This is a genomic window from Salinispora vitiensis, assembly GCF_000378825.1.
Classification (GTDB): domain Bacteria; phylum Actinomycetota; class Actinomycetes; order Mycobacteriales; family Micromonosporaceae; genus Micromonospora; species Micromonospora vitiensis.
This window is the reverse complement of record NZ_KB900388.1, coordinates 4240713-4263410: the sequence shown is the minus strand read 5'-3', so window position 1 is coordinate 4263410 and position 22698 is coordinate 4240713. Positions and strand designations below refer to the sequence as shown.

28 protein-coding genes and 1 pseudogene are annotated in these 22698 nt (G+C 69.4%); 10 read left to right on the top strand and 19 right to left on the bottom strand.

Annotated elements, in window-relative coordinates; translation table 11 throughout:
- Window positions 1-111: 111 nt before the first annotated feature.
- Both SALPAC2_RS0120280 and SALPAC2_RS0120275 read right to left on the bottom strand, forming a co-directional pair.
- Window positions 112-1038, bottom strand: coding sequence for an endonuclease/exonuclease/phosphatase family protein (locus SALPAC2_RS0120280; RefSeq protein WP_018218457.1), 927 nt, complete (start codon window positions 1036-1038; stop codon window positions 112-114).
- A gap of 322 nt (window positions 1039-1360) precedes the next feature.
- Window positions 1361-1543: a hypothetical protein gene (locus tag SALPAC2_RS0120275; RefSeq protein WP_026184943.1), complete on the bottom strand. Its 183-nt coding sequence runs from the start codon at window positions 1541-1543 to the stop codon at window positions 1361-1363.
- A gap of 129 nt (window positions 1544-1672) precedes the next feature.
- On the opposite strand from SALPAC2_RS0120275, the gene SALPAC2_RS0120270 reads away from it, so the two are divergent.
- Window positions 1673-2080: a hypothetical protein gene (locus tag SALPAC2_RS0120270; protein ID WP_026184942.1), complete on the top strand. Its 408-nt coding sequence runs from the start codon at window positions 1673-1675 to the stop codon at window positions 2078-2080.
- A gap of 3 nt (window positions 2081-2083) precedes the next feature.
- Here SALPAC2_RS0120270 and SALPAC2_RS0120265 read toward each other — a convergent pair whose 3' ends face one another.
- Complete coding sequence (locus tag SALPAC2_RS0120265) at window positions 2084-2566, bottom strand: DUF2231 domain-containing protein (RefSeq protein ID WP_026184941.1); 483 nt, start codon at window positions 2564-2566, stop codon at window positions 2084-2086.
- A gap of 165 nt (window positions 2567-2731) precedes the next feature.
- Between SALPAC2_RS0120265 and SALPAC2_RS0120260 the strand changes: the two genes are divergently transcribed.
- On the top strand, window positions 2732-3160 hold the full coding sequence (locus SALPAC2_RS0120260) for a Fur family transcriptional regulator (RefSeq protein ID WP_018218453.1): 429 nt from the start codon (window positions 2732-2734) through the stop codon (window positions 3158-3160).
- A 71-nt stretch (window positions 3161-3231) separates the two neighbouring features.
- Here SALPAC2_RS0120260 and SALPAC2_RS0120255 read toward each other — a convergent pair whose 3' ends face one another.
- From SALPAC2_RS0120255 to SALPAC2_RS0120225, 8 genes and pseudogenes are all read right to left on the bottom strand, one after another.
- Window positions 3232-4140 carry a RecB family exonuclease gene (locus SALPAC2_RS0120255; protein WP_026184940.1) on the bottom strand — a complete coding sequence of 303 codons (909 nt, stop codon included), beginning with the start codon at window positions 4138-4140 and terminating at the stop codon, window positions 3232-3234.
- A 32-nt stretch (window positions 4141-4172) separates the two neighbouring features.
- Window positions 4173-4787, bottom strand: a complete 615-nt coding sequence (locus tag SALPAC2_RS0120250; protein ID WP_018218451.1) for a MarC family protein — start codon at window positions 4785-4787, stop codon at window positions 4173-4175.
- 82 nt (window positions 4788-4869) lie between these two features.
- Window positions 4870-5745 carry a PH domain-containing protein gene (locus tag SALPAC2_RS0120245; protein ID WP_018218450.1) on the bottom strand — a complete coding sequence of 292 codons (876 nt, stop codon included), beginning with the start codon at window positions 5743-5745 and terminating at the stop codon, window positions 4870-4872.
- 6 nt (window positions 5746-5751) lie between these two features.
- Entirely contained in the window at window positions 5752-5910 is a 159-nt protein-coding gene (locus SALPAC2_RS27615) for a hypothetical protein (RefSeq protein ID WP_018218449.1), read from the bottom strand.
- Between the two features lie 192 nt (window positions 5911-6102).
- Window positions 6103-6219, bottom strand: a pseudogene (locus tag SALPAC2_RS28390) (DUF6758 family protein); the annotation flags it as partial.
- An 18-nt stretch (window positions 6220-6237) separates the two neighbouring features.
- A complete protein-coding gene (locus tag SALPAC2_RS0120235) occupies window positions 6238-6861 on the bottom strand; it encodes a TrmH family RNA methyltransferase (RefSeq protein WP_018218448.1) in 624 nt (207 codons plus the stop codon).
- Between the two features lie 35 nt (window positions 6862-6896).
- Window positions 6897-7412, bottom strand: coding sequence for a hypothetical protein (locus SALPAC2_RS0120230; RefSeq protein WP_018218447.1), 516 nt, complete (start codon window positions 7410-7412; stop codon window positions 6897-6899).
- A 115-nt stretch (window positions 7413-7527) separates the two neighbouring features.
- On the bottom strand, window positions 7528-8043 hold the full coding sequence (locus tag SALPAC2_RS0120225; RefSeq protein ID WP_018218446.1) for a MaoC family dehydratase: 516 nt from the start codon (window positions 8041-8043) through the stop codon (window positions 7528-7530).
- Between the two features lie 556 nt (window positions 8044-8599).
- On the opposite strand from SALPAC2_RS0120225, the gene trxA reads away from it, so the two are divergent.
- Both trxA and SALPAC2_RS0120215 read left to right on the top strand, forming a co-directional pair.
- The gene (trxA, locus tag SALPAC2_RS0120220; protein ID WP_018218445.1) at window positions 8600-8962 is read left to right on the top strand and encodes a thioredoxin; all 363 of its coding nucleotides are present in this window, start codon (window positions 8600-8602) and stop codon (window positions 8960-8962) included.
- 68 nt (window positions 8963-9030) lie between these two features.
- Window positions 9031-10080 carry an Rv2578c family radical SAM protein gene (locus SALPAC2_RS0120215; RefSeq protein ID WP_018218444.1) on the top strand — a complete coding sequence of 350 codons (1050 nt, stop codon included), beginning with the start codon at window positions 9031-9033 and terminating at the stop codon, window positions 10078-10080.
- A gap of 22 nt (window positions 10081-10102) precedes the next feature.
- Here the strand turns inward: SALPAC2_RS0120215 and SALPAC2_RS0120210 are convergent, their stop codons facing one another.
- The gene (locus SALPAC2_RS0120210; protein WP_018218443.1) at window positions 10103-11299 is read right to left on the bottom strand and encodes an acyl-CoA dehydrogenase family protein; all 1197 of its coding nucleotides are present in this window, start codon (window positions 11297-11299) and stop codon (window positions 10103-10105) included.
- Between the two features lie 164 nt (window positions 11300-11463).
- Between SALPAC2_RS0120210 and SALPAC2_RS0120205 the strand changes: the two genes are divergently transcribed.
- Entirely contained in the window at window positions 11464-11964 is a 501-nt protein-coding gene (locus SALPAC2_RS0120205; RefSeq protein WP_018218442.1) for a DUF4190 domain-containing protein, read from the top strand.
- Window positions 11965-12017: 53 nt separating this feature from the next.
- Here SALPAC2_RS0120205 and SALPAC2_RS0120200 read toward each other — a convergent pair whose 3' ends face one another.
- Window positions 12018-12917, bottom strand: a complete 900-nt coding sequence (locus SALPAC2_RS0120200) for an SDR family NAD(P)-dependent oxidoreductase (protein ID WP_033661903.1) — start codon at window positions 12915-12917, stop codon at window positions 12018-12020.
- Between the two features lie 122 nt (window positions 12918-13039).
- Between SALPAC2_RS0120200 and SALPAC2_RS0120195 the strand changes: the two genes are divergently transcribed.
- A complete protein-coding gene (locus tag SALPAC2_RS0120195) occupies window positions 13040-13573 on the top strand; it encodes a DUF4190 domain-containing protein (protein ID WP_018218440.1) in 534 nt (177 codons plus the stop codon).
- Between the two features lie 78 nt (window positions 13574-13651).
- Here SALPAC2_RS0120195 and SALPAC2_RS0120190 read toward each other — a convergent pair whose 3' ends face one another.
- A complete protein-coding gene (locus SALPAC2_RS0120190) occupies window positions 13652-14608 on the bottom strand; it encodes an HpcH/HpaI aldolase/citrate lyase family protein (RefSeq protein ID WP_018218439.1) in 957 nt (318 codons plus the stop codon).
- A 151-nt stretch (window positions 14609-14759) separates the two neighbouring features.
- On the opposite strand from SALPAC2_RS0120190, the gene SALPAC2_RS0120185 reads away from it, so the two are divergent.
- Window positions 14760-15614: an SDR family NAD(P)-dependent oxidoreductase gene (locus SALPAC2_RS0120185; protein WP_026184938.1), complete on the top strand. Its 855-nt coding sequence runs from the start codon at window positions 14760-14762 to the stop codon at window positions 15612-15614.
- Here the strand turns inward: SALPAC2_RS0120185 and SALPAC2_RS0120180 are convergent.
- From SALPAC2_RS0120180 to SALPAC2_RS0120170, 3 genes are all read right to left on the bottom strand, one after another.
- A complete protein-coding gene (locus SALPAC2_RS0120180; RefSeq protein ID WP_026184937.1) occupies window positions 15602-16513 on the bottom strand; it encodes a DMT family transporter in 912 nt (303 codons plus the stop codon). The two genes, SALPAC2_RS0120185 and SALPAC2_RS0120180, sit on opposite strands and share 13 nt — an antisense overlap.
- A 132-nt stretch (window positions 16514-16645) precedes the next feature.
- The gene (locus SALPAC2_RS0120175; RefSeq protein WP_026184936.1) at window positions 16646-17155 is read right to left on the bottom strand and encodes a hypothetical protein; all 510 of its coding nucleotides are present in this window, start codon (window positions 17153-17155) and stop codon (window positions 16646-16648) included.
- 112 nt (window positions 17156-17267) lie between these two features.
- A complete protein-coding gene (locus SALPAC2_RS0120170) occupies window positions 17268-18137 on the bottom strand; it encodes a PhzF family phenazine biosynthesis protein (protein ID WP_018218435.1) in 870 nt (289 codons plus the stop codon).
- 33 nt (window positions 18138-18170) lie between these two features.
- Here SALPAC2_RS0120170 and SALPAC2_RS0120165 point away from each other — a divergent pair, with 33 nt between their 5' ends.
- The 3 genes from SALPAC2_RS0120165 to SALPAC2_RS0120155 are packed head-to-tail and all read left to right on the top strand — an operon-like array spanning window position 18171 to window position 21261.
- The gene (locus SALPAC2_RS0120165) at window positions 18171-19457 is read left to right on the top strand and encodes a magnesium transporter MgtE N-terminal domain-containing protein (protein ID WP_018218434.1); all 1287 of its coding nucleotides are present in this window, start codon (window positions 18171-18173) and stop codon (window positions 19455-19457) included.
- Window positions 19450-20055, top strand: coding sequence for a DUF1003 domain-containing protein (locus SALPAC2_RS0120160; protein ID WP_018218433.1), 606 nt, complete (start codon window positions 19450-19452; stop codon window positions 20053-20055). The genes SALPAC2_RS0120165 and SALPAC2_RS0120160 overlap by 8 nt, the downstream gene beginning before the upstream one ends.
- A 57-nt stretch (window positions 20056-20112) precedes the next feature.
- Window positions 20113-21261 carry an Mrp/NBP35 family ATP-binding protein gene (locus SALPAC2_RS0120155; RefSeq protein WP_018218432.1) on the top strand — a complete coding sequence of 383 codons (1149 nt, stop codon included), beginning with the start codon at window positions 20113-20115 and terminating at the stop codon, window positions 21259-21261.
- 85 nt (window positions 21262-21346) lie between these two features.
- Here SALPAC2_RS0120155 and SALPAC2_RS0120150 read toward each other — a convergent pair whose 3' ends face one another.
- Window positions 21347-22108, bottom strand: a complete 762-nt coding sequence (locus SALPAC2_RS0120150) for a tyrosine-protein phosphatase (RefSeq protein WP_018218431.1) — start codon at window positions 22106-22108, stop codon at window positions 21347-21349.
- A gap of 104 nt (window positions 22109-22212) precedes the next feature.
- A complete protein-coding gene (locus SALPAC2_RS0120145) occupies window positions 22213-22641 on the bottom strand; it encodes a Sec-independent protein translocase family protein (RefSeq protein WP_018218430.1) in 429 nt (142 codons plus the stop codon).
- Between the last annotated feature and the right edge of the window lie 57 nt (window positions 22642-22698).

The window sequence follows — 22698 nt, the reverse complement described above, 5'->3', positions numbered from 1 at the left end:
GATCACGGGCAGACCCGGTCGGGAAACGGTCCCTCAGCGGGGCCGTCAACACGCCGGGGCTGCCCGTGATCGCTCGGGTTCAGCTCGGTGGCAGGGGGCGGACCGACCGGGTCAGAGGTTCACGTCGACCGTGGCCCTGCCGATCACGATCCGATGGTCGGAACAGGGGCTGTCGCCGCACGCGGTGGAGATGGAGAGCGAGTCACCGTCGTACGATCCGGCAAGACGATTCTCTCGCACGAAGATGAAGTCAATTTTGCGGCCCAGCCCACACGGGCCTTCGTCGTCGTTGCCGAAGGTGATCTCGCCGTACCCGACACAACGGGCGTCCGTGTCATCCAGCTCCCGATAGCTGCCATAGTTGGCGGAGTTGTACCGCGTGTTCACACTGGACGAGTACCACTTGTTCAATCGCGCGGCATTGGCCTCATTGTTGAGATCGCCAGCGAGAATGACGGTCATCCCAAGCCCGTCGAAGGTCTCCATGAGGCCGTGCACCTCGTCCAGCTGCTGCTCATTGATGTTCTTACCGTCGATAATCGCATTAGATGGCGTAATGTGCGTGGTGCAGAACGCCATTTTCTGCATAGTCAACAATGGTGCACACAATAGCGTCCTGTCCTCGGATGACCCGTCCGAGGACAGCGTGTAACGCAATTCATCGCCGAGTGGGGCCTTGCTGAAGATAGCGTTTCCGAAGGCCCCACCGTCGCAGGCGGTGGAGTGGGACGTCTCAAACCGGGCGAAGTTGCTGTCGTCTTCCGCCCAGCCCAGCACGCGCAGCCTTTGAATAACAGCCTGGTACTGCCCCCAGCACACCTCATTGAGGGCGGCGAAGTCCGCGTCCCGGTTAATGATCGAGTCGGTGATCACCGTGATCAAACCGTTCGTTGTTGACGAGTCATTCACCGTCCAGCCGGCAACGTTCCAGACCCAGGTGTTATAGGTCCTCTCCGCTGTCGTATTCGCGGTCGTGGCTACCGCCGCCGTACCCGAACCGAGGATCAGCGCAAGTGGGACCAGGATGGCGGTGATCATTCTCCTGACAGACAACCTGTTCTCCCTCCAAAACCGACAGTGAGAGAACGCTCGCATATGCCATCAATCCACCACCAGCGTCACACCTAACCCTTTAGCAACGCTTAATACAGTAGATTCACACATTTAACTATAGCTAGACTTGACAAGAACGACCCCACCCTGGCTCCGCCACCGCGACGGTGTGGGCAGGGTGCGGCAATGACAGGGCCGGCCAGACCCACGGTGCGGAATGCGACCCACCAGGGTGGCCGTCTGGAGTCTCGGAAGCGGCCGCGCCCGGCGGAGGCGGTGGCTACGACACCCGATCAGACCCGCGTACTCAGTCCCAGTGCGGCGGGCGTTGCTCGAGCAACCAGGCGTCGCTACCGCTGGTGGCTTCCCCCCACCCCTGGTCGGTGTCGTCAACGGCCCGCTCCGGCAGCATCGAGTAGCCGTCATCGCGCCGCTTGCTCGGCCGGTCCTCGGCACGCACCCCGGATCTTCCCGGCTCCTGGTGGTTCACAAAGCTAACCCTAGCCCGACCGGCGGAGGAGACAGCGAGGTCACGATGCACGTCGACCACCGGACCGCGTTCCCGGGTGCGCCTGAGGGCGTCTGCAGGGTGGCCCGGCCCTTGGTAGCGTCAGCGGGCGTGACGACTCCCGGCAACTCCGCGGACGACTACTGGCGACCCCCCGGCGTCGGTGCTCCGCCCGGCGAGCCCGACCTGGCCGGCGCACCGCCCGCCGAGCCCCACCCGGCCGGCGCACCGCCCGCCGAGCCCCACCCGGCCGGCGCACCGCCCGCCGATCCCGACCCGCCGCCGACAACTCCGCCCGGCGGATACACCGGCCCGCCGCCGACCATCCCGCCGCCGGCCGACTGGCATCCGCCACTCCACGTCCAGCCGCCACCACCACGACAGCTCCCCGGACAGGACCTGACGGCGCTGGACCGGGCCGAGCAGCGAGCACAGCACCTGACCTGGAGCGTCGGGGCGGTCGTCGCCGTGATCCTGTTGGCGCTCAGCTGCGCGTTCTGCCTCCGGCTGGTGCGCTGAGGGTCAGAGGGTGTTCCCCCAGACCGCCTCGGCGCCGGTGTGCCCGGTGAGCGAGACGTAGATCAGACTGACGACGGCGAACGCGACCACCACCACTGACAGCACGCGGGTCACCCAGGGCGGCGATTTCGGCGCACGGGGGCGACCGCTGGTCACCACGAGCAGCACGATGGCGGCGACCGCCAACCCCAGTACGTACCGGAAGGTCAGGGCGCCGTACCGAGAGTGCTCGGCGATCTGGTCGACGATCGGCCCCTGTATCCCGCGGGCGGTGAAGAGGTCACTCAGCTCCTCGCCGGACTGCACCGCGACCCATGCGGTGGCCGGCGCCGTCACCGCCAGCAGGACGAGCGCCCAGTCGATCCGGGGCCGGAACCGCGGCAACGCGACATAGGCGATCGCCACCAGCGCGAGCAACGGCACGAAGACGACCACAGCGTGTACCACAAGAACGTGGGCGGGCAGCCCCATGAACTCCTTGAACATGGACACCTCCGGGTGATTGCCGGCACGGGACGGCCAGCCTACGGTCACCTGACCCACCCACCTACGTCCCGCGCCCGAGCTACACGCAGTCGTGATCCGCTCGGTTCACCCCGTCGGTTCGCCGCTCGGTTGTCGCTCTCGGTTGTCGCGTGCTGTCATTGACGCATGCCCAGTAGTGAGGAGCTGCTCCGGTCGAAGGGGCTGCGGGTAACCCGTCCCCGCCTCGCTGTCCTCGACGTGCTCGCCGCCGGAGGCCACCTAGAGGTGGACGAGATCGCCCGGCGGGTCCGAGAGCGCCTCACCTCGGTCTCCACCCAGGCGGTTTACGACGTGCTCGGCGCGCTGTCCCGGGCTGGGCTGTCCCGCCGGATCGAGCCGGCCGGCAGCCCCGGCCGCTACGAGGCCCGCGTTGGCGACAATCACCACCACGTTGTCTGTCGGGGTTGCGGCGACATCGCCGACGTGGACTGCGCCGTCGGCGACGCCCCCTGCCTCGACCCGAACATCGCCCACGGTTTCGAGGTGGACGAGGCCGACGTGACCTTCTGGGGCCTCTGCCCCCGCTGCCAGGCCCGCCGCCGCGCCGACGACTGACCGCCCCGGCTCACGCCGTTGCGCGGGGCCGCAACGCGCCGCCGGACCCGTGGGCGGTCGGGGCGGGACCGTCACGCGCTGTCGGTCACCCGCTCCACGGCGGCCCACGGGTCCTTCCCCGGCGTCTGCGCACCGGCCGGACAGTGCCGCCGGAAGTCACACCAGCCGCAGCGCGGCCCCGGGGCGGTGGGGAAGGCCTGGTCCGGGTCACCGCCGGCGGCGACCGAACGCTCACCGGCAAGGATGTCCCGGGCGGTCTCCTCAGCCCGGGACACCTGCCGCGCAAGCGACTCCGGGCTGTGCTCGTGCGCGGCGACGGTCCCGGTCGGCAGGTGGTGTAGCTCCACCCGGCGACACGGTTTGCGAAAGACCCGCTCCGCCGCGTACGCGTAGAGCGCCAGCGCCTGTGAGCCGCGGGCGTCGTCGGCGTCCAGCCCAGCCCGGCCGGTCTTGTAGTCCACGATGGCGAGCTCCGCCCCCGCCGGCCCGACCCGGGAGTCGATCCGGTCGGCGCGGCCGTTGAACGCCAGCACCCCGGTCTTCACCGCGACCACCCGCTCCACCCCCAGCGGTTCGGTCTCCGGGTCAAGCGTCGCCACGTACGCCTCAAGCCAGCCCAGCGCTTTTCGGAACGCGGCTCGCTCCTGCTCATGATCCCGGTAGCCGTCGCGCACCCAAGTGCCGTTGAGCAGCGTCGCCAGCGCCGCCGACCGCCGCCGGTCAACGGGGAGCGCATACCAGTTTTTCAGCGCGGTGTGCAGGCTGGCCCCGAGTGAATTGTGCGCCCAGGGCGGCCCCTTCTGCGGGGCCGGCCGGTCCAGGTAGGTGTAGCGGTAGCGCCGTGGGCAGTCCGCGTAGGCGCCGAGTTTGCTGGGGGTGCAGACGAAGAGCCGCTCCGGCATGCCCTCGAAGCCGAGCTGTTCGGGCTCGGCGGCGCGGGGTCGCGGCGGGGTGGTGGAAGGTCGGCCAGCTCGTCGCACACCGCGATCCTGCCATCCGCCCCCGACAGAAGTCAGCCCGCGGTCGTGTACTGGGTGACGAAGGCGGCCACCGCGTCGGCGATCAGCTGGACCGCGATCGCCGCCAGCAGCAACCCGGCGATCCGGGTCAGCACCTCGATCCCACCCGGACGCAGGATCTTGACGATCCCACCGGAGAAACGGAGGACCACCCAGACGGCGAGCAACACAGCGACGATCGCGCCGGCGATCGCGGTTATGTCGGCCGCGCCGTCGGCCTGCTGCATGAAGAGCATCGTGGCCACGATCGCGCCGGGACCGGCGAGCAGCGGGGTGCCCAGCGGCACCAGCGCGATGTTCGAGGTGGCCTGCTGGCTGGGGTCGTCCGCTTTGCCGGTCAACAGTTCCAGGGCCACGAGTACGAGCAGCAGGCCACCGGCGGCCTGCAGTGCGGGCAGGTCCACGTGCAGGTAGTCGAGCAGGGTCGGGCCCGCCACCGCGAAGATCGCGATCACCCCGAGCGCCAGCGCCACCGCTTGCCAGGCCGCCCGATGCCGGTCCCGGGCGGACAACGGTCCGGTCAGCGCCAGAAAGATGGGCATCATGCCCGGCGGGTCAACGATCACGAGCAGGGTTACGAAGACCTCACCGAAGAGCTTGATGTCCACCGGCTCAACCTAGCGGCGCCGGCGCGGACGGCACGTCGCCTCACCCAGAAGGGACGCTGGTCACGCCGGCTCCGACGTTGCCTCAGGCGCCGTCGTCGGCCTTCGCCTCGTCGGCTTCCTTGCCCAGCCGCGCCTCGACCGCCTGCGGCTCGTACATCTCCTCGACGACACGCAGGTAGAGCTCGTTCGGGTTGGGCAGGTTCTTGATCTCGCGCAGCGCCTGTTCCTGCCCGGCGGACTCGAGGACGAAGGTGCCATAGTTGAGCGCTCGCCCGGCTGGTGTCTGCTCGTATTTCATGTCGGTAACCCGTACCAACGGCATCATCGCCACCTGGCGGGTAATGATGCCGTTGACGACCATCACCCGTTTGTTGGTCAGGATGAACCGGTCGTACCACCAGTCGGCGACCCGCCACGCCACCCAACCCATCACGGCAAACCAGGCCAGCACCGCGACGGTGGTCAGCCCACCGACATCCCGGCCGGCGAGGAAGCCGGAGAGGTACCCCAGCACGAAGGTGGCGACGACGCCGATGAGCAGCGGGGTGACGAGGTGAATCCAGTGCCGCTTCCACTCACCCCGGTACCGCTCGGTGGGGAAGAGGTAGCGGGCGACGAGGGAACTGGGCTCATCCTCCAGCGGCAGGACCCGGCGTGGCGCCATGCCGGCGGAGTCCGCCCGCAGGCCGGCGATCTCGTCCTCGGAGATCTGTGGCGGCTGGTAGTCGCCCTCGGGGTCGGGGATCCAGGTCCGCCCCGACCGGCTGTCGTCGGCGAACCCGGGCTCCTCGCCCAACCTCGCCTCGTCGAACGGGCCGGGACCCGGGAATGGGGGTGGACCGGATCCATAGCCGGATCCGTCCTCTGGTTCGATCCGGGGGATCGATTCCGTGTCACGCTCCCGGCGCTCCCGGTCGGGGTCGTCGGGGTCGAAGGGGGGACCGGAGGGGCTGCCCATCGTCGGCTAGGCGACGATGTTGGTGACGAACTCGCCAAACCCCTGGGCGATGTCCACGAGACCGCCGCCAAGCGACTTGAAGACGTCTGCCGCGGAGTTTGGCCGGTAGGCCACGAAGAAGATCAGGAATGCGATACCGGCCCAGGTGAGGACCTTCTTGACCATGACGGGCCATCCTCTCGCGCGGGCGCCGGGTCCGATTACCGCAGCGACACTCAGAGTATCAGCGTGATGCCGTACAGTTATTTGACTGTGTCCGTTCTCCGACATTCCGGGGGACTTGTCAAGACCACCGGATGCTCCGGAGCAGGTGCACCGTGCCTGAGCCCAAGGCGCGTCAACCTCGAAAAGCCGCGCTGAACGACCCACGAGCAACGACCCCACACTCGCCGGCCAGGCTATCGCATGCAGCCACAATCCCCGAGCTTCACCGGCCGACGCGCTTCGATCCGTCGGTGATCTCACACCGCACAGTGGAGGGGTGGCACCGCCTCAGGCCGGAGCTGGGCCGCCGTAGGACCGGATCCAGGCGTGCATGGCGATGCCACTGGCCACCCCGGCGTTGATCGAACGGGTCGAGCCGTACTGGGCAATCGAGAAGAGCTGGTCGCAGGCGGCCCGAGCAGGTTCCGACAGGCCCGGGCCCTCCTGGCCAAAGAGCAGCACGCACCGCCGGGGCAGCGTGGCCGTCTCCAGCGGTTGACAACCCGGCAGGTTGTCGATGCCCACTACCGAGAGCCCGGCACCCACCGCCCAGGCGACGAAGCCCTCGATCGTCTCGTGGTGCCGCACATGTTGGTAGCGGTCGGTCACCATCGCGCCACGTCGATTCCATCGGCGGCGGCCGACAATATGGACCTCGGCGGCGAGGAACGCGTTGGCGTTGCGGACCACGGTGCCGATATTCAGATCGTGCTGCCAGTTCTCGATCGCCACGTGGAAGTCGTGCCGCCGCTGGTCCAGGTCCGCGACGACCGCCTCCTGTCGCCAGTAGCGGTACCGGTCAACGACGTTGCGTCGGTCACCGTGCGCCAGCAGGTCTGGGTCGTAGCGCGGGTCGTCCGGCGGGGTGCCCTGCCACGGACCCACCCCGACCTCAAACTGCTCATCGGTCACGGGTCCTAGAGGGTACGGCCAGTCGGACGTGCCACTCAGCCCAACCCCAGGGCATCCCCGAGCCGATCGAGGAACCGGCGGTCGCTGCGGGCAACCGGCCCGCCCCGGCTCGGCCCGGCTCGGCAGACCCGGGCGGCGACCGACTGCACCCACTGCCGGTAGGCGGCCGAGTCAGCCGGATCGGCTCGCCGCTCGAGCAGCCGGGCCGCCGCACGGGCGACGGCGAGTAGTTCGGCGTCGTCGGCGAGCCGACCCCTCGGTGCGCTCGCCGAACCGTCATCCCGGGCGTAGATCGTGGCCACCACCGCGCGAACCAGATCGCTGTCGAAGGACCGACCCGCGGCGACGGCGTCGAGGCCGGCCAGCCCAGCGACGACCCCCCGCACCGGTGCTTGGGTGGCGGTGACGGCGACGGTCCAGCTGGGCAGACTGGAGAGCAGGTCCCACTCCGCGGCGGAGTAGGGAGCAGCGGTCGGCGGTACGGCGTGGCGGCCAGGGACGGGCGGCTCGGCGGCGACGGAGTGGCTCATGGGAACCTCCGGCGCCAGCATAAGCCCCGTTTACCGAGAAAAGGCCAACAAAACGAGGAGTGCCGGACAAATCTGCATTAGTGCGAAAGGTGGGCCACGCCGGAAGCCTTCCGCAGCCTCCGGCGCGGCAACGCCGTCAGCGCGGCGTGGGGAAACTCGGTCGCTCCAGATCCACCCCGTCGGCAGCCGCGGCCTCGGCGTACGCCTTCTTCGGCACCATGACCTTGCGCCGGAACACACACACCAGCGTGCCGTCCTGGTTGTAGCCACGGGTCTCGACGGCGACCACGCCGCGGTCCGGCTTCGACGAGGACTCCCGCTTGTCCAGGACAGTGGTCTCGCCATAGATCGTGTCGCCGTGGAACGTCGGGGCGACGTGGCGCAGGGATTCGATCTCCAGGTTCGCTATCGCCTTGCCGCTGACGTCGGGCACCGACATGCCGAGCAGCAGGGAGTAGACGTAGTTGCCGACCACGACGTTGCGCTTGAACTGGCTTGCGGTCTCGGCGTAGTGCGCGTCCAGATGGAGCGGGTGGTGGTTCATCGTGAGCAGGCAGAAGAGATGATCGTCGTACTCCGTGACCGTCTTGCCCGGCCAGTGCCGGTAGACCGCGTCAACCTCGAAATCCTCGTAGTAGCGGCCGAACTGCATCCTGATCCCCCTTCGACGGGCGGTGATGAGTTCGGCACAGCATGCCTTACCGATCGTAAAGGTGGGCCAGGGGACGACGGTGGTCGGGAAAAGTCACACCAGTGCCACCTGAGGCCGGACGCAATGAGCGGCGGGGCCCTCCCCGGCACCCGCCGCCCACGCTCTGATGCGACAGATTCTGCCGCACGGCGGCCACACTCCGACAGAGACGGGGGTCACAGTTTCCTTTTTGTTACATCACTCAGCGTAATCCAGACCCCCGATGCAAGTGATCACCGTGGATCCAATAGCCCCTTGTCATGGCTAAAGTTACCAAAGAGTAGACACCGCGCCACCAACCCGCCATGAGAGCGCTCCCATCACCGTTGGTAACGCAAATGCGACATGCACTTGCGTATTGCAGCACCCAGCTCGCCACCCATAACCATCGATTCGTTTGGCTACGCCGTAACCGGGCCGTGGCGGCGGCGTTTCGGCCATCAGGGTCCCGGGAATTCCCTGCAACGCGCCCTGGTTCGACCAGAGGTAGCTGTTCCACGCGATCGGAGAGATTTAGATGGCAACCGTTGAGCTGACCACGGCGAACTTCGACGAGCTGACCGGTGGCGACGGAATCGTGCTGGTCGACTTCTGGGCCGACTGGTGCGGCCCCTGCAAGCGGTTCGCCCCGGTGTACGAGCGCTCCTCGGAGAAGCACCCGGACATCGTCTTCGGCAAGGTCGACACCGCGGCGCAGCAGGAGCTGGGTGCAAAGTTCGACATCCGCTCCATCCCAACGATCATGGCGATCCGCGACGGCGTCATCGTCTTCGCCCAGCCCGGCGCGCTACCCGAGTCGGCCCTTGAGAACCTGATCGAGCAGGTCGAGGCGCTGGACATGGACGACGTCCGCAAGAAGCTCGCCGAGCACCCCCACTGACCCGCCGCGGGCGGGCACACCCCCATAACACTTGCCCGCCCGTTCGTACTTGTGTTCGAATACTAGCCATGCGCTGGGACAACCTCGTCGCCGATCCGAACACGACCGGCCTCGACGGGTCAGCGCCAGCGACGCCACCCCTGCCGCTGGCGCTGACCGGCGCCACCGCCCGCAGCTTCCCCACGCCCGACTTCGCCGGCATGACCTTCTATGAGATCCAGGCAAAGTCGATCATCAACCGGGTCCCGAGCACCTCCCGGGTCCCCTTCGAGTGGACCATCAACCCATATCGGGGTTGCAGCCACGCGTGCGTGTACTGCTTCGCCCGCAACACGCACACCTACCTCGGCCTCGACGCCGGTGCCGACTTCGACCGCAAAGTGATCGTCAAAACCAATGCCGGCGAGTTGCTCCGCCGAGAACTGGCAGCACCCAGCTGGCGGGGCGGGCAGATCGCGATGGGCACCAACGTGGACTGCTACCAACGAGCCGAGGGGCGCTACCAACTCCTACCGGAGATCATCAGCGCGCTACGGGATTTCGCCAACCCCTTCTCGATCCTCACCAAGGGCACCCTCATCCTGCGTGACCTTCCCCTGCTCCGCCAGGCCGCCCAGGTGACCCGGGTCAGCCTGGCCTGCTCGCTGGGCTTCGTGGACGAGCGGCTCTGGCGAGCGGTCGAACCGGGCACGCCGAGCCCCGGCCGCCGGCTACACGTGGTCCGCCAACTCACCGAAGCCGGCTTCGCCGTCGAGGTGCTGATGGCACCGATCCTGCCCGGGCTCAGTGACGACGACGAGTCCATCGAAGCGACCGTGGCGGCGGTCGCCGGCGCCGGGGCGACCGGCGTGACCCCGATCGCGCTGCACCTGCGCGCTGGCGCCCGAGACTGGTATGCCCGCTGGCTCGGTCGCGCCTTTCCGCACCTGGTCCCCCGCTACCGTGAGCTGTACGGGGCCGGCGCGTACTCCCCGCAGTCTTACCAGCGGGAGCTGACCGCCCGGGTCCGGATCGCGGCCCGACGGCACGGCCTCCATCCCGGCGCTCGCCGGGACGCCCCGCGGCCCCCCGACCAGCCACCCGACCAGCCGCACGCCGAGCAGCTCAGCCTGCTCTAGCCGCCCCCACCGGCCCCCGGCGTCAGAGCCGGTACTCCCGGAGCAGACCACGGGAGATGATGGTCTTCTGGATCTCCGACGTGCCCTCACCGATGAGCAGGAACGGGGCCTCCCGCATCAGACGCTCGATCTCGTACTCCTTGGAGTAGCCGTAGCCACCGTGGATACGGAACGCCTCCTGGACCACCTCCGCGCAGTACTCGGAGGCGAGTAGCTTGGCCATGCCGGCCTCGACGTCGTTGCGCTGACCGGCGTCCTTGAGCCGGGCGGCGTTGACCATCAACGCGTGCGCGGCCTCAATCTTCGTCCCCATCTCGGCCAGCTTGAACGCGATGGCCTGGTGTGTGGCGAGCGGCTGGCCGAAGGTACGGCGCTGCTGGGCGTACGCGGCGGCCAGCTCGAAGGCGCGGATCGAGATGCCGCAGGCCCGGGCCGCCACATTCACCCGGCCCACCTCGATTCCGTCCATCATCTGGTAGAAACCGCGACCGACCTGTTCCGCTCCGCCGAGCACCGCGGACTCGGGGACGGTCACCCCGTCGAGGACCATCTCGGTGGTCTCGACCCCCTTGTAGCCCATCTTGTCGATCTTGCCGGGGATGGTGAGGCCCGGAGCGGTCTCACCGAAGCCCGGCTCCTTCTCCAGCAGGAAGGTGCTCATGTTCCCGTACACCGAATCGGCGCCGGTGTCGGTCTTGACCAAGGTGGCGACCACCGACGCGTACGCCCCGTTGGTCAGCCACATCTTCTGGCCGTTGAGGACGTAGTCCGCGCCGTCCCGGACCGCCCGCGAGGTGATCGCCGAGACGTCGGAGCCACACTCCGGCTCGGACATCGAGAACGCCCCGCGTACCTCGCCGGTCGCCATCTTCGGCAGCAACCGGGCCCGTTGATCGGCCGAGCCGTGCTGAGAGATCAGGTACGCCACGATGAAGTGGGTGTTAACGATGCCAGAGATCGACATCCAGCCCCGGGACAGCTCCTCGACAACCAACGCGTAGGTCAGCAGCGACTCGCCCAGACCGCCGTACTCCTCGCCGATGGTCAGGCCGAACAGCCCCATCTCGCGCATCCCGTCCAGGATGTCGGCCGGGTACTCGTCGGCGTGCTCCAACCGCTGCGCGTGCGGGATGATCTCCTTGTTCGCGAACTCCCGGACGGTTTCCAGAATCGACTGTTGCACGTCGGTCAGGCCGGGTGTCTGGGCGAGTCGAGCCATGTCCGCCTCCGGGTCGATGCGTTACTCGGGGGTAACCAAATGCCCGGCCAGTATCGGCGGCGCGGGCGGTGCCGCCAAGGTGACCAGTCCCCCCAACCGCTGTGAAAAGTTTCACCAGCCGGGGTAGCGTCCGGCCATAGGGACCTCGGCAGGAGGAGAGAACCGTGAGCCAGCCACCGTCGCCCGATCCACCGGATCCCGACCGGCCCGCGTCCCCCTGGGAAGAGCCCACCGCCGGCCCGGAGCCGCCCCCCTCGCACCGAGCAGACCCGAACCAGCCGCCGGAGCACGGTGCGGCGCAGGGCGGCCAGCCCCAGTGGGGGCAGCAGCAGTGGGAACAGCAGCAACAATGGGAACAGCAGCAACAACAGTGGGGGCAGCAGCCACAGTGGGGGCAGCAGCACCAGCTCTATGGTCCGCCCAAAAGCTCGGCGACCAACGTCCTGGCCATCCTCTGCCTGGTCTTCGCCTTCGTATTCGCACCTGCGGGCATCGTCCTCGGCCACCTGGCCCGCCGGCAGCTGCGTACCAGCGGCGAGTCTGGTGGCCAACTCGCCACCGCGGGTCTGATCCTCAGCTACATCTTCACCGCGCTCGGCCTGTTGGCCTGCTGCGGATGGGCGGTCCTAGCCGCCATCGGCGGCAACGACAGCGGCACGTACTGAGTCGGAACACCCTGGCCCCAGGGGCGTGGTGACCCCCGGGTGAGCGCGGTGGGTCAGCGGAACTGCGCCTCACGCACGCTGTTGCCGCCGTCCACGACCAGCATCTGCCCGGTGATGTAGGAGGCAGCTGGCGAGCAGAGGAATGCGATGGATGCCGCCACCTCGTCCGGCGTGCCCGGCCGACCCGCGGGTGTGCCCAGTCCTTGTTTGAGTTCGGCCATCGTGGATGCGGCGGTGTGGATGGTCCCCGGGGCCACCGCGTTGACGGTCACCCCGTCCGCAATCATCTCCATCGCCAACGCCCGGGTCAGCCCGACGACTCCAGCCTTGGCCGCCGCGTAGGCGGCCTCCGTCGGCAAGGCGTTGACCGGGCCGGCGGTCGCCGCCAAGCTCACGATCCGGCCCCAGCCCCGCTCGGCCATCCCGCCGATGAAGGCCCGGCTACACAGGAAGGCCGTGGTCAGGTTGCGATCGATCTCACCGCGCCACTCCTCGTAGCTGAGCTGGGCGACCGGCCGCAGTACCTCGGGGCTGGCCCGACTCGCCAAGCCGGCGTTGTTGACCAACACCTCCACGTCACCGAGTTGCTCGGTGACCGCGTCCGCCAACGCACCGACCTCCGACTCGTCGGTAAGATCAGCCACGAATCCGGTGACCCCCAGCTCGCCGGCCCGCTCGTGGATGCGGCGAGTGGTGGAGACGATGGCGACCCGTGCGCCCAGGTCGGCGAGGCGACGCGCGGTCGCGTACCCGATACCGTCCGGACTGCCGGCTCCGGTCACCAACGCCACCCGCCCGTCCAGCCGCATGGTGACCGGCTCCGGCAGGGGCACCTGCTCGTCCTGCCCACCGGGCCCGGCCAGGCTGCCGCCCGTCGCCCGGCTACGCCGGGCCACACCGCGACGACTCGCGTCTCGTTTCGGTCGGCTCCCGGCACTCGCGTCAATCGCCATGTCAGAATCCTGCCTGTTTGCCCTGGACCGAGCAACGCGGCGCGATGACCGTGCCTCGAATTTCATTCGGCTGACTACGCTGACGGCTCACCCATCACCCCAACGGAGAGCAGAACCAGACTATGACCTACCCTTCCCCCTCCGGCGACTGGCAGGACCCGACTCGACCCCTTTCCGGGCTACCGGACGACAGTCAGCAGCCCGGGCAGCAGTCCGCTCCGTCCGCCCCAGCCAACGACCAACCCGGGCTCGGGCAGCCCGGGCTCGGGCAGCCCGGGTTCGGGCAGCCCGCCGGGGGCGTGCCCCACCCCCCAACCGGCCCGTACCCGGGCGCCTACCCGCCGGGCGCTTACCCGCCGGGCCCGTACCCGCAGCCGGGACACCCTGGCTACGGCTACCTCCATTCGCAGACGAACAGTCTGGCCATCCCCGCCCTGGTGTTGTCGCTGGTCGGGGTGATGTTCTGCATCACCGCGCCGGTCGGGGCGATCCTCGGCCACGTCGCGCAGAAGCAGATCCGGGAAACCGGCGAGAGCGGCGAGGGTATGGCGAAGGCCGCGATCATCGTCGGCTGGATCCTGACCGGCCTGGGAGCGCTCGCGATCGCCTTCTACGTAGTGTTCATCGCGATCGCTATCGGAGGGAGCACCGTCTGAGCCCAACCGGCCGCAGCGGGCCGCCCCGGGAAACCGGGGCCAGGCCCGGCGGCCGGAAGCGGCGGACCGCCGGGCCTGCTACTGCGCGGGCGGGGTGAAGGAAGAGGTACGAACCATCCCGGCCGCTCGGCCCTTCGCCGCGATCACCAACGCCATCTTGCGCGACGCCTCGTCAATCATCTCGTCGCCGAGCATCACCGCGCCGAGCTTCCCGCCCGCCTCGGAGGTGTAGTGCTGGTAGGCATCGAGGATCAACTCGGCGTGGTCGTAGTCGTCCTGCGCCGGCGAGTAGACCTCGTTCGCGGCCTCCAGCTGGCCCGGGTGCAGCACCCACTTCCCGTCGAAGCCGAGCGCGGCCGACCGCCGGGCCACGTCGCGGAACCCAGCAACATCCCGGATCTGCAGGAACGGGCCGTCGATCGCCTGCTTGTCATGCATCCGAGCGGCCATCAGGATGCGCATCAGAATGTAGTGGTAGGGATCGCCCGGGTAGTCCGGAATCAGCGCCCCGACCGCCAGTGACTTCATGTTGATCGATGCCATGAAGTCGGCGGGGCCGAAGATAATGGTCTCCACCCGGGGCGACGCCGCGGCGATCGCATCAACGTTCACCAGGCCGGCAGCGTTCTCGATCTGCGCCTCGATCCCGATCCGCCCGACCTGGAGGCCCAGGGTCTTCTCCACCTGGGTGAGGGTGAGATCCAGCCACTGCACCTGGCCGGCGTCCTGCACCTTCGGCAGCATGATGCAGTCCAGGTTGGCGCCAGCGCCCTCGACCACGTCGATGACGTCCCGGTAAGTCCATGGGGTGGTCAGGTCGTTCACCCGGACCACCCGGGTCTTGCCGGTCCAGTCGCCCTCGTTGAGGGCGGCGACGATGTTCTTCCGCGCGTCCGGCTTCGCGAGCGGGGCGACCGCGTCCTCCAGATCGAGGAAGACCTGATCGGCGGGGAGGCCCTGCGCCTTCCCCAACATCTTGACGCTGGAACCCGGTACCGCGAGGCAGGACCGACGCGGGCGACCGACTGCGGTCATATAAGCGCTCCTTCCAGCGTCCGGCGACAGGCCGGCGCCACCTCAACCATCTAGACGCATGTAGACCTGGCGATCCAAACAGGCGGCTTGACGATGCCAAGTAATGCGGACGTCACGGTAACCTCGTGCCGTGACTGGGGTGAATGAACCTGTGGAAGATCTCACTGGGCGTCGACTGGTAGTGGTGACCGGAGCCAGCTCCGGCATCGGCCTCGCCGCCGCCGTTGACCTGGCCCGCCGCGGCGACCAGGTGGTACTCGTCGGGCGCGACCCGGCCCGCCTCCACGCCGCCGCCGAGCAGGTCCGGGAGGTTGCTGGCGACCTGCCGGAGGTGTTCCGCGCGGACTTCGCCGTCCTCGACGACGTCCGGGCTCTGGCAGAGCAGCTACGCGCCGCGTACGACCGGATCGACGTGCTGGCCAACAACGCGGGGACGATCGCGCTTCGGCCAACAACCACTGTTGACGGCTACGAGCTGTCGATTCAGACCAACCATCTCGCACCGTTCCTGTTGACCAACCTCCTGCGAGACCGGCTCGACCGGGTCGTCGTGACCGCGTCCACCGCGCACCGCAGCGGTTCGCTCAACCCGAACGATCTCAACCAGCCGCTGCGCCGGTACCGCGCGATGAGCGCCTACGGCACCAGCAAACAGGCGAATGTCCTGTTCGCCACGGAGGCAGCCCGACGCTGGCCGGAGCTGCCGACGTACTGCTTCCACCCGGGCGTGGTGCGGACCCGGTTCGGCGGTGACAGCAAGCTGATCACCTTCGCCATGCGCCTGATGCCGGCCCGCCGTGCGGAAAAGGGGGCCGAGACCCTGGTCTGGCTCGCCAACCAGGCCCCGGAACGACTCCACAGCGGTGGCTACTACCAGGATCTACGGCTCCGCCAACCGGCCCAGAAGGCAATTGATCCGGAATCGGCCACTCAGCTCTGGGCAGCCAGCGCGAAGGCGGTCGGCATCGACGGGAGTCAGGGCTCCGGGGAGGGTCAGGCGCGATGACTCCGCGCGCTGCTGTGGATCACCACTGCGACGCCCACCAGCAGCAACGCCAGGCCCGGCAACGCCAACGGCTGCGGTAGCTGGCCCAGCCAGACCCAGCCGATCAGCGCCGCTCCCGGCGCCTCCAACAGAATCAGCAGACTGACCGTGGTGGCCGAGACCCGGCGCAGCGCGTAGGTGAACATCGAATGACCAAGCAGCTGGGCACCGGCCACCAGGGCCAGCACCGCGAGCCAGGTACGGGTGTCGAAGCCGGACAGCCGCACCCCACCGACCCAACAGACCACGAGTAGGACCAGAGCGCAGACGCCGTAGCAGACGGTGGTGTACGTGGTGGTGCTGACCGTGCGACGGGCCTGCTCCCCTAGGGCCGTGTAGACCGCGGCGAACATTCCGCCGAGAATCGCGAGCAGATCACCGAGGAAGGCCGGACCGGAGAGCGCGAAGTCGGCTCCGGTGGCCAGTGCCGCGCCGGCGACCGCCACGGCGACGCCGACCCACACCGCCCTCGGCAGTCGCCGCCCCTGGGCCTGTGCGATCAACCCCTGCCAGACGGGTTGGGTGGCGACCAGCGCGGTGGCCGCCGCCACCGTGGTGAGCTTGGCGCTCGGCATCCAGGTGGCGAAGTGCGCGGCGAGCGCGAAACCGGAGAAGACGCAGTACCGGCCGGCGCGTCGTCCGGCCGGAGCGGCCAACGCCCGCAGCTCGGCCCGCCGAAGGAGCAGAGTGGCCGGACTGAGCACCGCGGTCGAGAGCAGGTTGCGCCAGAAGGCGATCGCCAGGGCCGGTGCGGCGGCGAAGGCTACCAGCGGCGCGGAGGACGACACGGCGAGTACGGCGAGGGCGAGCGCGCCGCCGGTCAGCGGCTCCGATGGCAGCCGGTACGGCAGGGCGGGCACAAAGAGCAATGGTCCCACGTATCGACCGCCATGCCACCCACGAGTTGCCCACGTTCCTGGCGCAGCCGGACGCGGTCAGCGCCGCCGGACGCGGTCAGCGCCGCCGGACGCGGTCAGCGCCGCCGGACGCGGTCAGCGCCGCCGGACGCGGTGCAGCCGGAACGGTTTGCGGGCGGCCCGCACGACCGCTGCCGAGCGGGGTGGCTGGGCCAGCGAAGCGGTGGGGAGTTCCGGGCCGGCCAGTGCATCGCCGGCGGGAACGAGGCGGTTAAGCGCGCAACCGACTGTCGCCCAGCGGGCCACGAGGTCGGCAGCCGAACCTGGTGCGTTCAACCGCTTCGCCGCAACCAGCGGCGCGCTGGTCTCCCAGTCTTCGGTTCCGGGCAGCAACCGGGTCACCTCCGCCGGCCAGGTGACGATCCGGCCGCCGTGGTCGCCCCGCAGCGTGACCTCCGCCCGCCTCGCATCGGCGAGCCCGGGAGCGGACTGCTCCCCCGGCCCGCTGACCACGAGGAGCGCGCCCGCCAGGGGCACACACCAGAGCGCGGATGCCGGGGCGTCGGCGACGCCGACCCAGGCGATGGCCGCCTTCTTCAGCGCCTCGTCCACCAGCAGGTTGCTGCGTCGTACCGCGTCACTCACCCCCGCATCCTCCCGCACCGGCTGCCGGTCCGCACCCATGGTCGGGGTTGGCGCCGCTCCGGTTCGCCGTCGCGGCGGCGCCGCACCGCCCGCGCCGCACCGCCCGCGCCGCTCAGCCGACGAACGGCGGGATCACAATCTCGCCCCGGGCCACCGGTGCCACCCGGCCGGTGACGGTGGCCCCGAGGGCGGCCCCGTCGGCCGCGGTAACCGTACAGGTCAGCGCGGAGGGCCGGTTGATCTCGCTGCCCTGGCGAACGGCGTAGCCGGTCCGACCAGCACCAGGTAGCAGCCCACTGGCCACCAACCACACCCCCAGTCCCAGGGCGGCCGACCCGGTCGCCGGATCCTCCGGCCCTCCCAGCCCGGGGACGAAAACCCGGGTGTGCGCGGTCCGCGACTCGGCATCCCAGGAGAAGACCGCGACGTGCTCCACGCCGTACCGCTGCGCTGCCCCCGGATTCAGCTGGGCGCGGGGTACCGCGTCCCGATGCACCGGAAGGTATGGAAACTCCAGCCCGCAGCCGGCCACCCGGGGCGCCGGTCCGGCCTGGTCGGCCTTGGTGAGGCCGACCATCTCCAGTAGCGGCCCCGGATCCAGCTCGGGGCCGAGCGTCGGCGTACCGCCGGTCAGCGTCGCTCCGGTCGCATCCACCTCGATCGGCAGCACACCGGCGCCGCACTCCTGCCGGACCGAGCCGGTGGCGAAGAGACCACGCCGGCTGGCGGTGACCGCCGCGCCAACGCTCGGGTGACCGGCGAACGGCAACTCGGCAGCCGGGGTGAAGATCCGCGCCCGATAGGTGGCGTCGGTCCGGGTGGGTGGGAGCACGAACACCGTCTCGGAGAGGTTGAACTCCAGTGCGAGTGCCTGCAGCTGTTCCGTGGCCAACCCGTGGGCGCCGAACACCACCGCCAGCGGGTTACCGGCGAAGGGGCGATCGGTGAAGACGTCCACGATCTCGTAATCCAGGGTCGACATGTTGATAGACAGTAGGCGCCTAGGCTGGTCTGCGTGAGTACGCCGACCCGGGTCTACATCGCCCGGCTCGCCGGTGTCGCCGTCTACGACCCCAACGGCGACCAGGTGGGCCGGGTCCGCGACGCGGTAGGTCGGCTACGGGCCACGAAGCACCCGCCGGAGGTGGTCGGCCTGGTCGCCGAGATGCCGATGCGGCGGCGGATCTTCCTCTCGATCAACCGGATCACCTCGATCGATTCGGACGCCGTGGTTCTCGGCACCGGCACCCTCAACCTGCGCCGGTTCGAGAAGCGCCCGAACGAGCTGCTCGTCCTCCAGGAGCTGCTCGACCGCCGGGTGCAGATCCACCCGGACGGGACGCCCGGGGTCGTGGTGGATATCGCCATGGAGGCGACCCGCGACGAGTGGACGTTGACCCGGGTCGCGATCCGCGAGCACACCGGCCGGCTGACCCGTCGCGGCAACCTGCGCCAGATCGAGTGGGACCGGGTTCGCGGGTTGAGCGGGATCGCCGACAACCGGGGGACCGCCAACCTGCTGGCGGTCCTGGAGGAGATGCGCCCCGCGGACCTGGCGAACGCCCTGCAGGACCTGCCCGACGAACGGCGCAACGAGATCGCTGCCGCCTTCGACGACGAACGGCTGGCCAACGTACTCAGCGAGTTGCCGGAGCACGACCAGGTGGAGGTCCTGGCCGCACTGGACCGGGAGCGGGCCGCGGACGTGCTGGAGCAGATGGACCCGGACGACGCCGCCGACCTGCTCGGCGCGTTACCGCCACCGGAGCAGGATGTCCTGCTCGACCTGATGGAGCCGGACGAGGCCGACCCCGTACGCCAGCTCCTCAAGTACACGCCGGGCACGGCCGGGTCGGTGATGACCTCCGAGCCGGTGATTCTGCCTCCGGACGCCACGGTGGCCGAGGCACTGGCCCGAATCCGCGAGCCCCAGCTCTCCCCCGCGGTCGCCGCCCAGGTCTTTGTCACCCGGGCGCCGATGACCACACCGACCGGCCGCTACCTCGGAATCGTGCACTTTCAACGGCTGCTGCGGGAGCCGCCGGCTGACCTGTTGGGCGGGGTGGTGGTCAACGACATCGACCCGCTGCGGCCGGTCACCCCGCTACCTGAGATCACCCGCCGGATGGCCACCTACGATCTGGTCGCCATGCCGGTGATCGACCGCAGCAACCGGTTGGTGGGCGCGGTCACCGTGGACGACGTGCTGGACCATCTGCTGCCTCGGGACTGGCGGGACCGGGACGCGCGGCCGTCCGCCCCGGTCGGCACCGGCGAGTCGTCGGACGGTACGGATGGTTGAGCGGCGCCGGCCGGAGCGGTTGGACCAGCCACGCGAGGTCCGGCGCGTCCAGCTGCCCCGGTTCGACCCGGAGGCCTTCGGCCGATGGTCGGAGGCGATCGCCCGGAAGATGGGCACCGCCCACTTCATCGTCTACATGACGGTGGTGATCGCTGCCTGGTTCAGCTGGAACACGCTCGCCCCCACGCATCTTCGGTTCGACCCGTACACCTTCACGTTCCTGACCCTGATGTTGTCGTTGCAGGCGAGCTATGCGGCGCCGCTGATCCTGCTCGCTCAGAACCGCCAGGCGGACCGGGACCGGCTGGCGTTGGAGGAGGACCGACGTCGGGCCACCGCCCAGAAGGCCGACACCGAGTACCTGGCCCGGGAGATCGCCGCGCTCCGGAACGCGATGGGTGAGGTCGCCACCCGCGACTTTCTCCGCTCCGAGCTGGCTCGGCTCGCCGAGGAGCTGGACGATGCCGCCCAACGCCGGTTGCGCCGGCAACACCGGACCCCGGGGTGGCCGGTCAACGGGGACGGGCTCGACGAACCCCGGGATGAGGTGGAGACCGACCCGGCTGGCGACGGCCGCACCGGTGCCGGGAACAGGTGACCGCCGTCGCTGCCACCCAGGGCGGCGCCACATCGTCGCCGACGTAGCATTGCCGTCATGTCTGCACCCGCCAATACTGTCTCCGACGCGATTCAGGCCGCCCTGGCCACTGTCAACGACCCGGAGATCCGCCGTCCCATCACGGAGTTGGGCATGGTCCGCTCCGCGGCGATCGGCGACGACGGCGTGGTTCAGGTTGAGCTGCTACTCACCGTCGCCGGCTGCCCGCTGAAGGACAAGCTGCGCTCGGACATCACGGCCGCGGTGGGCGCGGTGCCGGGGGTGGCGGGGGTGGAGATCGAGTTCGGCGTGATGAGCCCCGAGCAGCGCAAGGAACTCCAGACCAAGCTACGCGGCGGCGGCACCGACCAGGAACCGGTGATTCCGTTCGCCCAGCCCGGCTCCCGGACCCGGGTGTACGCGGTGGCCAGCGGCAAGGGCGGCGTCGGCAAGTCCAGCGTGACGGTCAACCTGGCGGCGGCGCTGGCCGCCCGGGGACTCTCCGTCGGGGTCGTTGACGCGGACATCTACGGCCACTCGGTGCCGCGGATGCTCGGGGCCGAGGGGCGACCCACCCGCGTCGAGGACATGATCATGCCGCCCGAGTCGCACGGGGTGAAGGTCATCTCGATCGGGATGTTCACCCCCGGCAACGCCGCCGTCGTGTGGCGCGGCCCGATGCTGCACCGGGCCCTACAGCAGTTCCTCGCCGACGTGTACTGGGGCGACCTGGACGTGCTCCTGCTCGACCTGCCCCCGGGCACCGGTGACGTGGCGATCTCGCTGGCCCAGCTGCTGCCCAACGCCGAGATCCTGGTGGTCACCACCCCGCAGACCGCCGCCGCCGAGGTGGCGGAGCGGGCCGGCGCGATCGCGTTGCAGACCCACCAGCGGGTGGTCGGTGTCATCGAGAACATGTCGTGGCTGGAGCTGCCGGACGGCACCCGGATGGAGGTCTTCGGGGCCGGCGGTGGCCAGTCGGTCGCCGACTCGTTGACGAAGGCCGTCGGCGCGCAGGTGCCGCTACTCGGTCAGGTCCCGCTCGACACCCGGGTCCGCGAGGCCGGCGACGAGGGCAACCCGGTCGTACTCGCCGAGCCGGCCTCTCCCGCCGCCGCGGCGCTGGGCCAGGTCGCCGACCGGCTCGCGGTACGACGCGAGTCGCTGCTGGGCAAACCGCTGGGCCTCAAGCCGGCCGGCAGCTAGCGCCACCTGGTCGCGCACTCCCCCGGGACCTCTTGCTGGGCGACCCGCCGGTCCACCGGTCCAGGCGGATTGCTGGGCCCGCCGGTCAGGTGATCAGGCGGGCCCGCAGGTCGCTGACCTCGGCTGCGGTCAGGCCGTTCTCGAGGAGGTAGTCGGGCATCGTCAGGGCGGCGACCGTCGAGCTCAACGATTCCTCGATGGTGGTGTTCCGCGTCGCCAGGCACTCGGTCACCGCGACGAGTTGGTCGGGGTGACCGAGCTCGGCGTAGCGCTGCCGCATCCGCTCGTAGGAGAGCAGGTAGTCGGCGACGATCTCCGCCGGCGTCGCCTCCGCCAAGGTCAGCAACACCAGCGCGAGCAGCCCGGTCCGGTCCTTGCCGCCGGAGCAGTGAAACAGCACGCAGCCGGGCGCGGCGGTGCTGATCGCCCGGACGGCGGCGATCACCCGCTCCGACTGCTCGGCCAGCATCGCCGGGTAGTACAGCGGTGACGCCAGGTTGTCGATCTTCTCCCAGTGGTCGTAGAAGGGTGTGCCGACCGGTTCGAGCGGCACCCGCACCGTCGTCATCCCCGCTGGCCTGGGCGCGCTGTCCTGCCCGTACTCGTCGGCGTTGCGCAGATCGACGACCGTGCGAACCCCGTACGCCCAGGCGGCCGCCCACCCTGCCGCGCTCAGGCGGTTCGGCTCCTCCATCCGGACCACCGCGCCCGGCCGCACCCGCCCGAGCCCGCCCAGCTCCCGAGCGTTGACACAACCCTCCCAGGAGAGCTCCCTGCCCCGCGCCGTCGTCGGATCATCGCCGTCGGCACTGATGGGCGGCGTCGATCCACAGTCGATTCCAGTCATGCCACGGCACCATAGTTCGGCCCCGCAAGCACCCGCGGCGAGGCGTCCCTCAGGTCACCCCGTCAGTAGCTGGTCGCACCGTCGGTAGCTGGTCGCACCGTCGGTCAGGTCGCGTCGTCGTAGCTGACCCGAGGAGTGGGCGCGGGCGAGTTACCGCCGGTCGACTGGGTCGGGCGGTTGGCTGGGCGGCTCACCGGGTCAACGGCGGTGGCGACGTTCTTCAGCTCGTCGTGCACGCTGGTGACATCGGCCCGCAGGTTGTCGTAGACCCCCTGCAGCGGCTTCCGAATCGCCGCCTCATCCTCCTCGCTGAGCAGGTGCTTGCGAACGAACGTCTTCGGATGCAGGTCCTGGAGCTGGATGTCGGTGCCCAGTTCCCGACTCAGGTCAGTGGTGGCGTTGGTCGCCATCCGGCGCAGGTTACGCACCATCCGCAGACCATCACTGATGACCGCGGGCAGCCGGTCACCGAAGATCAGCAGCGCCAGGAGCAACAGCGCACCGATCTCCCACCAGTTCAGGTTGTCGAACACCGCACGATCCTCCCTTCGGCCTCAGCGCAAGCCTACGCACGTCACAGGCTAGCTCGG